Annotated in this window: 11 protein-coding genes; 10 read left to right on the top strand and 1 reads right to left on the bottom strand. The window is 66.0% G+C overall.

Annotation, left to right across the window (positions count from 1 at the left end; all coding sequences use genetic code 11):
• Positions 1 to 288: 288 nt before the first annotated feature.
• From OG413_RS13190 to OG413_RS13175, 4 genes are all read left to right on the top strand, one after another.
• Entirely contained in the window at positions 289 to 759 is a 471-nt protein-coding gene (locus OG413_RS13190) for a hypothetical protein (protein WP_266805334.1), read from the top strand.
• Between the two features lie 385 nt (positions 760 to 1,144).
• Complete coding sequence (locus OG413_RS13185; RefSeq protein ID WP_266805332.1) at positions 1,145 to 2,887, top strand: ATP-binding protein; 1,743 nt, start codon at positions 1,145 to 1,147, stop codon at positions 2,885 to 2,887.
• 220 nt (positions 2,888 to 3,107) lie between these two features.
• Entirely contained in the window at positions 3,108 to 5,276 is a 2,169-nt protein-coding gene (locus OG413_RS13180; protein ID WP_266805330.1) for a DNA sulfur modification protein DndB, read from the top strand.
• A 270-nt stretch (positions 5,277 to 5,546) separates the two neighbouring features.
• Positions 5,547 to 6,482, top strand: a complete 936-nt coding sequence (locus OG413_RS13175) for a DUF5655 domain-containing protein (RefSeq protein ID WP_266805328.1) — start codon at positions 5,547 to 5,549, stop codon at positions 6,480 to 6,482.
• Positions 6,483 to 6,578: 96 nt separating this feature from the next.
• Here the strand turns inward: OG413_RS13175 and OG413_RS13170 are convergent, their stop codons facing one another.
• Complete coding sequence (locus OG413_RS13170) at positions 6,579 to 7,325, bottom strand: site-specific DNA-methyltransferase (RefSeq protein WP_266805326.1); 747 nt, start codon at positions 7,323 to 7,325, stop codon at positions 6,579 to 6,581.
• Positions 7,326 to 7,903: 578 nt separating this feature from the next.
• Here OG413_RS13170 and OG413_RS13165 point away from each other — a divergent pair.
• From OG413_RS13165 to OG413_RS13140, 6 genes are all read left to right on the top strand, one after another.
• Positions 7,904 to 9,049 carry a C40 family peptidase gene (locus OG413_RS13165; RefSeq protein ID WP_266805325.1) on the top strand — a complete coding sequence of 382 codons (1,146 nt, stop codon included), beginning with the start codon at positions 7,904 to 7,906 and terminating at the stop codon, positions 9,047 to 9,049.
• 86 nt (positions 9,050 to 9,135) lie between these two features.
• Positions 9,136 to 9,444, top strand: coding sequence for a DUF6112 family protein (locus tag OG413_RS13160; RefSeq protein WP_266805323.1), 309 nt, complete (start codon positions 9,136 to 9,138; stop codon positions 9,442 to 9,444).
• Positions 9,444 to 10,133: a hypothetical protein gene (locus OG413_RS13155; protein ID WP_266805321.1), complete on the top strand. Its 690-nt coding sequence runs from the start codon at positions 9,444 to 9,446 to the stop codon at positions 10,131 to 10,133. Before OG413_RS13160 ends, OG413_RS13155 begins: the two co-directional genes overlap by 1 nt.
• Before the next feature lie 27 nt (positions 10,134 to 10,160).
• The gene (locus OG413_RS13150; protein ID WP_266805319.1) at positions 10,161 to 11,549 is read left to right on the top strand and encodes an ATP-binding protein; all 1,389 of its coding nucleotides are present in this window, start codon (positions 10,161 to 10,163) and stop codon (positions 11,547 to 11,549) included.
• A 143-nt stretch (positions 11,550 to 11,692) separates the two neighbouring features.
• Complete coding sequence (locus tag OG413_RS13145) at positions 11,693 to 13,165, top strand: SCO6880 family protein (RefSeq protein WP_266805317.1); 1,473 nt, start codon at positions 11,693 to 11,695, stop codon at positions 13,163 to 13,165.
• Positions 13,166 to 13,199: 34 nt separating this feature from the next.
• On the top strand, positions 13,200 to 13,652 hold the full coding sequence (locus tag OG413_RS13140; protein ID WP_266805315.1) for a DUF6238 family protein: 453 nt from the start codon (positions 13,200 to 13,202) through the stop codon (positions 13,650 to 13,652).
• Positions 13,653 to 13,657: the final 5 nt, after the last annotated feature.

Here is a 13,657-nt window from a genome sequence, read left to right as displayed (position 1 = left end):
AGGAACTCCGCCAAAATCCGGCGGCTCCCACCAACTCAGATCTGCGATCAGCCCTCGCTGTAGCACCTCGCGACAGGGTGAAGAAAACTCCCCAGACCGCTGCAACAACGAGGACTGCCACCCGACCAATACAGATGAGGCGTCGTCACATGTGGTTCGTGACGCGTGGGTTCGCCCCCCGCTCGTCGGTGTCGTCGAGTATCCTCACAGGACAACTGCACAAGCACTGCTTCACCTTCGGACGCGAGCCACCGTATGGGGCTCGCCGCCAGACAAGACGGAGCGAACATGATCAGCCACCCTGTCGAGGGGGCCATTATTGCGCTGCAACTGCGCGCCCTCGGCACCTGCGATGCCTATCAGCTCGACAGGATCGACCGCGCACTCGACGAGCTTCTGCGCAACCCCTCTGACGAGTCCACGCCTGCGGAGTACCGCGTACGGTCAGCCATGGGTCATGCCTACGAGACGTTGGAGCGCCGCAAGGCCATCACCCCCTGCGTCGCCCTCGAAGGGGACTACTCCGAACATGGGGTCGTGGACCAGGGCTACCCAGTCGTCGAGTTCCGTGAGTGGCTCCGCATGGAGCCTGGCATCTCACCAGCCCACCGCGCCGTCCTCCAGGCCCTCGCGCAGGGAGATGACGCCGAGATCCTGGCCACTCGACAGGGGCTGCCAGTGACACGCATGCGGGAGAGAATCAGTCGTGCACGAAAGAGCGCCCGCCAGCTCTGGACCGCATCGGCGGGAGTAGCGTGAGGGCCCGACTCGTGCGTATGAGCCCCTGGCTCATACGGTCGCTCATCCCGGCCCGCGTAGTCGGCACCTACGTGCTCTACACGGCCACGGGTGTGCCCCGCTATGTCGGGCGCAGTGACACAGACATCCGGCGGCGCCTGCTTCGGCACTGCACCGATCGGACCGGGGCCTACTTCACCTACGACGTGCACCACAACCCCGCAAATGCCTTCGAGGTGGAGTGCGCTCTTTTTCATGCACTCTCACCCCAACTGGCAAACCGCATCCATCCGGATCGCCCCAACTTTCATGAGACCGCTTGTCTCTTCTGCCTGCCCACACGACGAGCAGCACAGAAATTTCGGTGTCTGCCCAAGACTGTCAACCTAAGGACTGAGGCTGCACGATGACGAATCCCATTTTCCTGGCGCCCGACAATCAGCGCGCCAACATCATCCAAATTGACCGCGCCCTGGAATCAATGCGCGATGCTGGCTTCGACCTCACGGCAGCTATCGGCGAACCGCTGGATAACTCGATCCAGGCCGAGGCAACACTGATGCGGGTTCTCCCGCTCTACGGACCGAAGAAGAAGTCGATCCACAGCTTCATCATCGCTGATAACGGCGTGGGAATCGATCCGTCGATCATGCACAATGTCCTGTCAATGGGCTACAGCGCCCGCTACAACCAGCGGGATGGTCTAGGTCGCTTCGGGATGGGCCTCAAGCTCGCCGGGCTCAGCCTGGGAGAGCGCATCGACGTCTACAGCAAACGTGCCGGCGACCCCCAGATCCATCACAGTTACATTGACCTTGAGGAGGTACGCGCCGGCAAGCAGCAGTACATTGCAACCCAGGAGGTCTCGGACTGGCCCGAAGAAGCGGGCAAGCTCATGGTCGGCCGGGATGGACGGCCGCTGGCCTCTGGCACTGTGGTCATTTTTGGCAAAGTCGACCGCCTGCAGAGCGGAGGAACCTACGGAACTTCCCTGGATGAGAAGCTCTCGGATCTGCGTAAGTTCATCGCGCGCGCCTATCGCACCTACATCGACACGGGGCGCACTTTCGAGCTTGAGAACAAGGTAGTCACATTGCACGACCCGCTGTTCCTCCGGGACAACCCTCGCATCATTTCCAGGTACAAGTCTCAGAAGCTTGACCCTCGTGGCCACCTTATCGAGGAAGGCGACCTGGACGTCGAGGGTCACAAAGTACATGTTTCCGTCGCGCTGGTTCCGGCAGAATTCCGCCCCTGGAAAGGCGCCGGTGGCGAATGCGACCACCGAGGCGAGGATATCCGAGAGTTCCAGATCAACGCCGAAAATGCGGCTAGGGTCAGCATTCTGCGCAATGGTCGGGAAATCTACTACGACGTCGTTCCGCGGCTTCTCGACTCAGTGAGTCGTAACGACAAGGTTGGCCGATACATCGGTATCGAGGTGACCTTCCCGGCCGACCTGGACGACTACTTCCAAGTGCGAAACGTCAAGCGTGGTGCCGAGCCTGTGACGAAGCTTCGCAACCAACTGCACGACTGGCTCAAGCGCCCGATGTCTCAAGCTCGCATGCAGATTCGCCAGTACTGGGGAGACGTTGAAGCTCGCGAGCGCCTCAGCAAGGGCGAGCACAGCAGCAGCATGGCCGTAGCCGAGCGCACGGATCCCAGCCTCCCCCGAGGTCTTGCAGGCCGGGACGTCACGGCAGAGCAGGAAGAGGAGGTTGTCCAGCACGCGGCGGAAGACATGGGCCTGAGCCCTGAGACAGACGCGGCCAAGATCGCTGAACTCCGAGAGCAGATCCGTACCAAGCCCATCACACTGCTTGACGGTAGCTGGCCCGGTAAGGAGTTCCTTGAGGTCCATCACCTCAACGGCAAGTCGGTTGTGAAGTTCAACCACCGGCATTCGTTCTTCCGCGATGTGTACGGACCGCTCAAGAAGATCGCCGACGATGGCGCCGAGGGCATGAGTCCGGAGGACGTCCTCGACCTGGCACGCCGAGCCGAGGCTGCGATCGACCTCCTGTTCATGGGCTACGCGCGTGCCGAAGCCCAGCACCCAAGCCCCGACGAGCAGTACAGCGAACTGCGCACCTACTGGGGCATGTTCACCGGTGCCATGCTAAAGGAAGAGTTGAAGGACGAGTGATTTGCGGTTCGCGCCGGGGCCCAGTTCCCCGGCGCGGCTGCGCCAAATCAGGCCGCCGTGGCTCGTTTTGCCAGCCGCACCAGCATCAATTGCTGTATCGAGCCCCATAAGAACCTCGTGACCTGCAAGATGTCGTCAGAAGACTTGACTTCACCCCATCGCGATCGGGCAGCCGAGGCTGCCGACGCGCAACTGGTACAGCGTAGGAAGGCAGTGAAGAATGTTCGGCTCGGGTAGCAGGCTCACGTTCCGTGATTACGTGCAGGGGACGTGGGGCAGCTTCGACACTCCTGCGGGACGAGTCGACTACATCATGACGAAGGCGCGTCTCGGCGGTGAAGCAGACACGCCAGAGCGCCAACTCACCAAGAGCCTCGCCCCCGTCCGCGAAGTCATGGACGCCGGCGACCTGGACTTCAACCAGCTCCTCCAGCGCGACCTCGACGATCATCGTGTGGCGGTTAACCTGATCCCCTACCTGCTCAAACCTCAGACGACAGGCCCCGCCTTCTTCCCTCCGATCGTGGCCGTTCTGCTTCCCTTCCGCAGTAAACGACCCACCTCCTTCCCAGCGCTCGGGGAGCTGGCGTCTGTCAACGCCGACGAAGCCAGCTGGCAGGAGCAACGCGCAGGCAGCGCCTTCCAAGTCCATCGCCTACTCGCCTCCGACGGACAGCCGCACGGTGCGAACGTGGGCAAACTATGGTGGAACCGTTCTGAGTCGAGCCTGGTTGTCCTTGACGGCCAGCACCGCGCAATGGCTCTCCTTGCGATTGAGCGCACTCTGACCAACTCATGGCAGGACACGTCTGCGGTCAAATACCGCTCCTTCTACGAGCATCAGGTCCGGCGAGTGCTGGAGCAGCACGGCGCCGGCGAGCCCGACCTCTCGAAGGTGGAGGTCCCGGTCACCGTGTGCTGGTTCCCGGAGCAGACCGGAGAAGGTTCCCGGCCTCACGAAGCTGCCCGAAAGCTCTTTGTTGACGTCAACAAGGAGGCCCGGCCCCCTAGCGAGTCCCGCATCATCTTGCTCTCAGATGCTGAACTCTCCAATGTTCTTACTCGGAGCATGCTCAGCGAGCTTCGAAGCCGCAGCGACGACTCTTACCTTCCCCTTTACGCCGTGGAGTACGACAACCCCGAAGTCAACAGCCACAGGCCCGCGCGGTGGTCGGTCCTCACAAACATCAACCTTCTCAAGATGGCCGTGAACCGCTGCATCTTCGGGCCCTCGAAGTACCTCACCAACGTCGCACAAGGCATCTCGGGTAAAGAGAGCGAACTGCAGCGCGACGAGTTCATGCGCAACCAGCTCGACCTCGCAACCCTTTTCGAGAGGTACTTCGAGGACGGCGGCATTCCCTTCGATCGGGACACTCTCGGGGACAAACAGTTCCCTCTCGGTAGGATGGAGGCGATCAGCGCACGATTCAAGGAGACGTGGGGCAGGGCAATCCTGACACTGCTCTCGAAGACTGCGCCCTATGCGGCACATGCCAGTGCCTTGACCAAGCTCAAGGACGACTGGCATGTCGCCGATACCTTTGCGGCGCTGGCTCACGATGCTCTGTTTGGTGGCGTGGGAGTTTTCTGGACGCTCCGAGACAGCCACGATCACTACCTGGAGCACAGAGATAACACTGAGCGCCGGCTACCCAAATCGGACGTCATCCGGGCCTGGGAGGCACTCAAGGGGAAAGAGGAGGACTTCGATCAATACCGTGCTCAGGAGTATCTGGCGTCGACTCGCCCTGAACGCGTCAAGCGTTGCAAGGATGCCTACAACGTGCTCAACACCCACGCGTGCCAACTCGGGCTTGTTATGACGATGGGCTCACTGTGGGAAATGCGGAAATCGCAGCCGGGCGGCGTGGATCTAAAGGATCTTCCAGCCTTCGCTGAATCTCTCGTAGACGCCTGGAACTCATTCTTCCAGATCGAGCACAGCCGCGCACGTGACCGAAAAGCCGCCTTCAACAAGACCGGCATCACAAACCCGATCAATCAGATCGGGAACATGGAGTCAGCTCAGGCTGTCTACTTTCGCTATTTCTGGATGCAGGCGTTGGCGGTTTCCACGGCATGGTCGCACGTGGCCTCGTGGGTACCGGACCGTGGCGAGTTCGACAGGAAGCTCGGCGAGGCCCGGCGCATGTACCTGGATCTATGTATTAAGCAGCAGCTCAGAGCCCTGAAGACGAACCAACCGACAGCGAAGGATGAAGATCTCCGCCCTGTTGCGGAGAAACACGCGAATACTGCACTGAAGAAGGCTCTCAAAGACTGGTTTGCCGTGTCGGACAACGACTTCGATGCCTGGCTCAGCCAGCCGATCCGCCGCAGTAAACAGGGGGAACTTAGCCTCGATGACGCGGTAGCTGGATCGTAGCGGACCTCTAGAAAGCCGGAGAAAATACAGGTGCGGTGGTTTACGGTCGGCACTGTTCTGCCGGGGGGCGGTGATCACGGCATCTACGCTGATTTCCGGGATACCGGTGCACCGCTGCTGGGTTACCGTCGATGCTGTCGACCAGTCAAAGGTACGAGCATAGGTCACTACGAAACTCATAGCGGCCACTGGCACTTTCGCCCCGGCCACGGAATATTCGCGGGCCGCCATCGATTGTTTCTCCTGTAGTGATCGCGGGAGGGGATGTCGGTGATTGACCTGAAGTTGTTTCGGCTGGATGCCGCTGGCCGGGACATCGAGCTTCGGAGCTCAACGGTGGCCCTGGAGGTGGAGCTGCAACGCCGCGTCGAGACTGGGATGGAGTCCATGCTCGGGATCCGCTTCCTGGCTTCGGAGTACCCGACGGGACCGTGGCACCGGGGGCGGATCGACACGTTGGGGTTGGACGAGAACGGCGCCCCGGTGGTGATCGAGTTCAAGAAGGGCTCCGACAGCGGGGTGCTGTCGCAGGCCGTCTCGTACCTGTCCTGGCTGGAGTCGGCGCACCACGAGTTCGAGGCGCTCGTGCGGAAGGTGCTGGGCGCGGAGGCCGCCGGGTCGATTGACTGGCGTCGACCGCGGATGGTCTGTATCGCGGCTAGCTTCTCCCACCACGACCGTGTGGCCGTGCAGCGGCTGCCCGAGCGGATCGATCTGGTGCGCTACCGGATCTTCGAGGGCGGCCTGCTGAGCTTGCTGCTCGTCGACTCCTCGCCCGGCTTCCCGACCGCCGCTTCGTCCCGGCGAACTCGGTTGCGGGAGACCACGGTCGACGTCGCGGCGGCGGTCCCGGTGGCTCCTTCGCCGACGGATGCCGGCCTGGTACCGGAGTGCCTGCGGGACCTGTACGCGGAGGTGGACGACGCGCTCACGGCGTGGGGCGAGGTCGAGGTGGCACCGCTGCGCCACTACATCGCCTACCGGCGGCTGGTGAACGTAGCATCGGTGATCTTCCGCCCCAAGCACGAGGCGATCCTGGTCTATCTCAGACTCGACCCGGACACGGTCGAGCTGGAGGAGGGCTTCACCCGGGACATGCGCGGCATCGGGCACCTCGGGACCGGGGACCTGGAGGTACGCCTCACTTCGGCAGCCGACCTGGAGAAGGCGGCCCCGTTGATCCGGCGGGCCTTCGAGGCGGCTTGACGCAAACAGAAGGGCGGCTGGAGCATCGGTTACTCGATACTCCAGCCGCCCTTTGGCGTCTGCGGGGCGCGGACCCCGGGCTCCCCGCTCTCATGCTCATGCCTCCGGACCGGCCAGCTCGAAGTCGTCCTTCGTCAGTTCGGCGCGCAGCCGCTCCTCGGCGACATCGGCGTAGTGCGCGGACAGCTCGACACCCACGAAGCGGCGTCCCTCGCGCAGGGCCGCGACCCCCGTGGAGCCGCTGCCGGTGAACGGATCGAGCACGGTGCCGCCCTCGGGGCAGACCTGGACGAGCTGCTGCATGACCCCGACCGGCTTCTGGGTGATGTGGACTCGGCCCTTGCGGGGCTGGGAGGCGATGTAATGACCCGGCAGGTAGAGGTCGCGGGTGTTGTCGAGGGATCCCTTGACGCCCCAGACGATGAACTCCGAGTCCTGCTTCGGCCCGCCCTTGCGGGGCCGGCTGGAGGGCTTGATCCACGGGATGGTGCCACTCCAGGTCCACCCGGCCATCTGCAGGGCGTCCGAGGTGGTCGGTTCCTGGCGCCAGTCGGTGAAGACCATGGCGACCGCGTGCTCGGTCGAGGCCCGGTACGCCTCGGTGAGCAGTTCGGTCAGCCAGGATCGGTAGGAGCGCTGGTCGCGGTTCTCTCCGGGGAAGTTCTGCAGGTCGTGCGCACTGTTGCTGGTGACGTACTTGGCTCGCGCGGTGCGACCCGTGCGGTCCGAGCTGGTACGTCCGCCGGAGTTGTACGGCGGGTCTGTGATGACGGCGTTGACGCTCTCGTCCGGCAGGGTCTTCAGCACGGTGAGGGCATCGCCTCGGTGCAGCGTGTAGCTCATGTGCGGGGCCTCTTTCAGGGCACGGTGGGACTGAACCCGCTCCGGACGTCGCTCAACAGCGTTCGTTTCGAGCGGGGTTGCGCCGGACGTTAACCGCGAATTCCGGCCGCACCTAACGAGCCGTGTCTCTGTCCGGGGCCGGGCCCGAGAGCCGTTTGGTGCGGCCGGATTCCCGGTCTACTGTCTCGCCATGTCACCGGGGCAGAGCAACGCTCCACCCCTGCTGACCTGTGCTTATCCGTGTTGTCCCGTCCGAATGGGCAGCACAGCGGGCCCGTTAGCCCTTCGTCCGAGAAGCCGTGAGGAGAACCGGTGCTCTGCCTGAGATTACGAGCGCGGCTGGCTGCCGCGCTTGACCCAAAACCGGCGTCCGGGAGCTACCAACTCCCCTGACCCGGGCCCGCCCTGAGAGGCGGATTCACATCGGTGCGGTGCCGACGGCTTTGCACGAGAAGTCGGCACCGCGCCTCCTACGAACTACGAGGAGCCGCTGCGATGCAGCATGCCCTGACACCCCCACGCCCCGACCCAACACCGCTGTCCGTCGGCCACCGCCGAACCGGTGAACGGCAGCGGCGATGAAGAAGACCACCGGAGCCGTCGTCGGTCTCTTCGCATCCGGCCCGCTGCTGCTGGCCGTTCCCATCCTCGCCATCGGTGCGGGTTCGGCTTCGGCCTCCTGCTCGACCGGCGGTGCACAGTCTGTGGATACCGCTGCCGTTGCTTCACAGGTGAAGGCCATCCTGGACGGTGGCGACAAGGGCGTGGTCTCCGTCGCGGGGCTTGATGACCCTGCCGACCAGGTCCCCAACGCCAAGACGATCCAGGCCACCGGCGTCGCGATGAACATTCCGCCCCGGGGGCAAGTCGTGGCCCTGTCAACCGCGCTACAGGAAAGCGGCCTGCGGAACCTGACCTACGGCGACCGCGATTCGCTGGGACTGTTCCAGCAGCGGCCGTCGCAGGGATGGGGCACGGCGAACGAGATCCTCGATCCGGTGCACTCCTCGACCAAGTTCTACGAGGGGCTGCAGAAGGTCTCGGGCTGGCAGTCCCTGTCCGTCACCCAGGCCGCTCAGGCCGTACAGAGGTCGGGATTCCCGGAGGCGTATGCCAAATGGGAGCCGCTGGCCACCGCCTTGCAGAAGGCCATCGCCCCCCTGCTGTCGAAGTCCGGCGGCGGGTCGCCGAGCCCGTCTCCGTCTGGCTCTGCTGCCACCGAGACCGCTCCGTCCGATACCGCGGGCGGTTGTACGGCCGGCGGGGACGGAACCGACTTCGGGACCATCCCTCCGGGCGCGGTGCCTGCCGAGTACAAGATCCCAGCCGATGCTCCGGCGAAGGTCCAGACGGCGATTCGCTGGGCCCTCGGCCAGCTCAAGACGCCGTACCAGTGGGGCGGGAGCTGCACCGACTCCCACGGGCCCGACCCCATGGGCCGGTGCGACTGCTCCTCTCTCATGCAGCAGGCGTACAAGGCCGCCGGAGTCACCCTGACGCGCACCACGTACACGCAGGTCAAGGAGGGCAAGGCGACGTCGGCCGATGCCCTCAAGCCGGGTGACCTCGTCTTCACCGAGGGAACGGCCGAAGTCCCCGAGCACGTCGGGATGTTCATCGGCCAGGGCCTGATCGTCAACGCCCCGCACACCGGTGACGTGGTGCGTATCGCGACGCTCGCGTCCTGGAAGTCGCAGATTCTCGCGGCCCGCCGAGTCGCCTGACCGGCGCTTCTCCCTCCCCCTTCTTCACGCTCCGCCGCTCCGCCCCCTCGGGCTTCAGCGTGCAATAAATCGAACTGGAGTTCGTAATGTATCTCGCCGACAAGGTCATCCAGCTCGCCTACGACCCCGGAATCAAGCCGAACGAGGGCGGGCTTCCTGGCCTCGCCGTCCTCAAGCAGGTGATGGGCTCGATCAACCTCTTCGGGATCATCGCCGTGGTCGGCGCGCTCGCCGTCAGCGCGGGCGTTTGGGCGTGGGGCCACCACTCCGGTGGCCACCAGGCCGAGGCCAACGGCAAGAAGGGTGTGCTGGTCAGCGCTGGCGCGGCCCTTTTGCTGGGCGCCGCGAACGGCGTGGTCGCGTTCTTCAGCACGCTGGGGACGCAGGTCCACTGATGCCCTCCCACTCCTCGAACCCCGGCGGCGCATCTCGCGTGCGCCGCCGGGCGCTGCTCGGCACCGCCGCTCTGGTGGTGCTCGTCGCCCTCGCCGGCCTTGCCGCCTACCTCACCCGCGACGGCAGGGGCTCCTCCAAAGCTGCGGCCCCAACCGCGAGTTCGCCCTCTCCTTCCTCCTCGGCCACTTCGCCGTCCGGATCGCCCTCGCCGAGGTCGCACCCTCACTCCCTCCCGACTCCACCGGGCACCCACGATCCGATCGCGTTCGGGAAGGCAGCCGCCGAAGCGTTGTGGTCGTACGACACCCGCGCATACTCCCAGGCAGAGCTGCTGACCGCCCTGCATGGGTGGTTGACCACCGAGACCAAGTACGCCGATCCCGCCTCGGTCGACGCGATCGTTCCCTCGCCCGTGCTGTGGAAGGAAATGGCCGCCAACGGCCAGTTCGCCACCGCCAAGGTCAACGAGGGTCACTTCCCGGACTCGTTCACCCAGGCCCTTCAGGCGAATCCCGGAACGATCACGCAGGCGTACGTATACGCCGTGACCGTCTCCGGCAAGCAGTCGATCGCCTGGAAGGGCTCGCCTGCCGGTGGTGCGGAGAACCGCGTCACCACCCTCGCGGTCCAGTGCCGCCCTTCCCACCCGTGTGCCCTGGCCGGCGTCATGCCGTCCGTCGCGCCCTGACCACCAACCCAGAAAGGAGGTATCGCCATGGGAGTCTGCGACTTTCCGCTGATGGACAAGGTGTGCGGTGCTGTCGACTTCGCCACCAACCCCGCCGGGGCCGTCACCGACGGCATCGGAGCATGGATCGCGAAGTCGGCGGGCGAACTGGCAGCCAGCGCTGCGGATCTCGCCGCGAAGGCCGTCAACCAGACCACCGCCATCGATCTCAACGCCGGATGGTTCCGGGACAACTACGAACTCCTGCTACCCATCGGGCTCGCCCTGACCGTCGGCACGTTCTGCATCCAGTTGATGTTCGCGGCCTGGCGGCGAGACGAACGCGCCCTCGCTCAGGCAGCCATCGGCACCATGACCGGCATCCTCTTCAGCTTCTGCGCCATCGCCTTCACGACCGTCGCCATCACCGTGGTCGACGCCCTGTCCGACGGCCTGTTCCAAGCAGCCAACAGCTCAGTCGACGATGCGATCCGCCGTGTGGTGAAGGTCAACGAACTGGGGGCGATGTACGGCCTCGGCTGGGGAGTCCCAGCCCTGGTCGCCCTAGGATGCGCGATCGGCGCGTTCATGTACTGGGGCGTCATGGTCGCCCGCAAGGTCGGCGTCCTGGTGCTGGTCGCTCTCGCCGTCTTCGCCGGAGCTGGCGGAGGCTGGGAGGTCGCCAAGCGGTGGCGACGTGGCTGGATCGAGGCCACCGCCACCCTGGTCGTCTCGAAACTCCTGATGACCGTGGTCTTCCTCATCGGAGTCTCGGCGATGGGCAAGTCGGACGCCCACGACGGCATGGCCGCACTGTCCGACGCGATGGCAGGCATCGTCGTGATGGTGCTGGTCCTGCTGTGCCCGTACGCCACGTACAAGTTCGTCCACTGGGCCAGCGACGGCGGGGGCCACGACGACCTGCACCGCACCGGCGTCGCGGGCATGGCAGTCGCCGCTGGAGCTGCCAAGACTGCGGGCAGTCTGGCGATGCGGGCCAGCAGCGGTGCACCGGCACCGCAGGGGCCGAGCCAGGTCCCCGGCGCGGGCAGCGACGGCGTTGCCTCCGGCATCAGCCCCTCCGGCGGCACCCTCAGCAAGGAGGGCATCGACTCCGGACCGCCCAAGCCGCAGACCAGCTTCCGGTACGGCGAAGACCCGAACGCCTCCGGCGACAAGGGTCGGGCCCTGATCCAGCGCCCCGGCATCCCGCCGCTCATCAACCGACCCGACGAGGGCGAATCGGGAGGCGCCGAAGGAGAAGCGGGCGGCCAGTTCGTTGCCGCTCAGGCTGGAGGCGGCAACATGACCCGCGCTGGCGCCGCGCCGCCGCCGGCCCCCGCTGCAGCGCCGCCGTCCTCCACGGGGCCTTCGGCAACCGGTTCCCCGACACCGACGAACTGGGTGTATCCCAGCCAGTCGCCGTCGGATTCCTGACACATCACATCCGGGGGCGGGCTGTTACGGCAGCCCGCCCCCCGCGCCCCGCGCAACCGATCCCCAGAAACGAGCCCCGCCATGACCTCCAGAAGAGCGTCGCGCGCCCCGCCCCCGCCCGCTCCCACCGTCTGGAACCCACCATGTCCAACAAGCACCAGGCCGAAGCCACCACGGCCAGCGTCAAATTTCCTCACCGCTCGCGGCGCGGCATCCTGCTCGGCCTGACCGCCTCGCAGTTGATCGTCGTCAGCCTCACCGGTCTTCTTCTGCTCGCCGTGATCCTCACCCGCGGCGTGGTCGGCGCCCTCGAACTCATTCCGGTCTGGGCGGCCATCGCCCTCCTCGTGTTCGTCCGCTACCGGGGCCGCGCCCTGGCCGACTGGGCTCCGATCGTCACCCGGTACGCCCTGCGCCGCATGCGGGGCCAGTTGGTCTGGCTCACCCGGCCTTCCCGCCGCCCGATCCGTGAAGGTCTGCTTCACCTGCCCGGCACAGCGGCGAGCCTGCGCGTGGTCACCGCTCCCGACCGTCGATACGGCGCGGTCCACAACCCCCACACCGGCACCCTGACCGCCGTCGTCAAGGTCTCCTCCCGCGCCTACGCGCTGCTCGACCCGGGCACCCAGAACGCCAACGTCAACGGATGGGGACGTGCGCTGGCCGCACTCGCCCGCACGGGCCAGGTTGCCCGGATCCAGGTGATCGAGCGCACCGTTCCGGACTCCGGCGACGCGCTGCGCCGGTACTGGGAGGAGCACGGCCAGCCGCATGCCCCCATGGCGGGTGCGATCTACAGCGAGCTGATCCAGAGCGCCGGCCCTGCTGCTGCACCGCACGAGGCGTACGTCGCGGTGTCCCTGGACGCCAAGGCCGCACGACGGCTGATCAACCAGGCCGGTGGTGGCCTCACCGGTTCCTTCAGTGTCCTGGCACAGCTCACCTCGACCTTCGATCAGGCCGCGCGAACGGCCGGACTCAACCCCACCGGCTGGCTCACCGCCCGCGAGATCGCGGCCGTCGTGCGCACCGCGTACGACCCCAAGGCCCTTGCAACGCTTGACCGTTGGTCCACGGCAGGGCATCCCGAGGCTGATCCTGCTGCTGCTGGTCCGGTCGTGGTGGTCGAGAAGGCCGACCACATCGCGACCGACTCGGCCGTGCACGCCACGTACTGGGTGGAGAACTGGCCCCGCACCGAAACGTCGGCCGGCTTCCTGCACCAGCTCCTGTTCACCGCCGGGGTCCGGCGCACGCTGTCGCTGTCGTACGAGCCGAAGGGACTGGACGCAGCCCTGCGCGACGTCCAGCGGAAGAAGTCCAGCGTGATCGCCGACGCTGCCGAGCGAGCCCGGCGGGGCCAGGTCGACTCCGAGGCGGACTCGATCGAGTACCAGGACATCAAGTCCCGGGAGCGCCAGCTCATCGCGGGCCACGCGGATGTCGCCCTGACCGGGCTGCTGACCGTCTCGGCCGACTCGGAGGACGAACTCCGCTCCGCCTGCGCGGTCGTGGAGACCGCGGCCGTCGGCGCCCAGCTCGACCTCCGGCCGCTCACCTGGCAGCAGGCCGAAGCGTTCACGGTCGCCGCCATGCCGCTCGCCCTCGCCGCCTGATGCCGGCCCTCCCTCCCCCTGAAAGAGCACCCCCATGTCCCGCACCGCCAGCCCGCCCGCGCAGGACTTCGTGCCCTTCGCCACCGCCGCGCTCGACTTCCACCGCTCGCTCAACATTCCGGGCGGCCCCCTTGTCACCACCCGGGCCGAACTGGACACCCTGCACGCCCACCTCGTCTCGCTGCACGGCCTGCTCGACGCGCATGCCGCCCGCACCGGCCAGCTCGTGCCGGTCGAAGGCGACCAGCTTCGCGCCACCAGCACCCGGATCTGGCAGGCCGCCGATCACATCCACGCCGCGTACCACGCAGCACCCCGGCCGGACTCCGGCGAGGTGCCCGAACGCGAGGGATGCCAGGCGGGCCTGCCCGAGGGGGCACCAGAGCTGACCATCTGCCAGCGCCACCAGCGCACTGCGCACCTGGTGCGCCGCCGCACCACCCCGGCCGACCTGCACTCGCCCTTCACGGGCCTCGTCCGCCGCTGACACGC

Origin of the sequence: Streptomyces sp. NBC_01433 (assembly GCF_026340105.1) — a bacterium.
GTDB lineage: Bacteria > Actinomycetota > Actinomycetes > Streptomycetales > Streptomycetaceae > Streptomyces.
This window is presented reverse-complemented; position numbering and strand designations above follow the sequence as displayed.

Excerpts from the sequence above, each read along its gene's own strand:
- OG413_RS13190 (WP_266805334.1), top strand. The coding sequence starts at position 289 with ATGATCAGCCACCCTGTCGAGGGGGCCATTATTGCGCTGCAACTGCGC.
- OG413_RS13185 (WP_266805332.1), top strand. The coding sequence starts at position 1,145 with ATGACGAATCCCATTTTCCTGGCGCCCGACAATCAGCGCGCCAACATC.
- OG413_RS13180 (WP_266805330.1), top strand. The coding sequence starts at position 3,108 with ATGTTCGGCTCGGGTAGCAGGCTCACGTTCCGTGATTACGTGCAGGGG.
- OG413_RS13170 (WP_266805326.1), bottom strand. The coding sequence starts at position 7,325 with ATGAGCTACACGCTGCACCGAGGCGATGCCCTCACCGTGCTGAAGACC.
- OG413_RS13165 (WP_266805325.1), top strand. The coding sequence starts at position 7,904 with ATGAAGAAGACCACCGGAGCCGTCGTCGGTCTCTTCGCATCCGGCCCG.
- OG413_RS13160 (WP_266805323.1), top strand. The coding sequence starts at position 9,136 with ATGTATCTCGCCGACAAGGTCATCCAGCTCGCCTACGACCCCGGAATC.
- OG413_RS13155 (WP_266805321.1), top strand. The coding sequence starts at position 9,444 with ATGCCCTCCCACTCCTCGAACCCCGGCGGCGCATCTCGCGTGCGCCGC.
- OG413_RS13150 (WP_266805319.1), top strand. The coding sequence starts at position 10,161 with ATGGGAGTCTGCGACTTTCCGCTGATGGACAAGGTGTGCGGTGCTGTC.
- OG413_RS13145 (WP_266805317.1), top strand. The coding sequence starts at position 11,693 with ATGTCCAACAAGCACCAGGCCGAAGCCACCACGGCCAGCGTCAAATTT.
- OG413_RS13140 (WP_266805315.1), top strand. The coding sequence starts at position 13,200 with ATGTCCCGCACCGCCAGCCCGCCCGCGCAGGACTTCGTGCCCTTCGCC.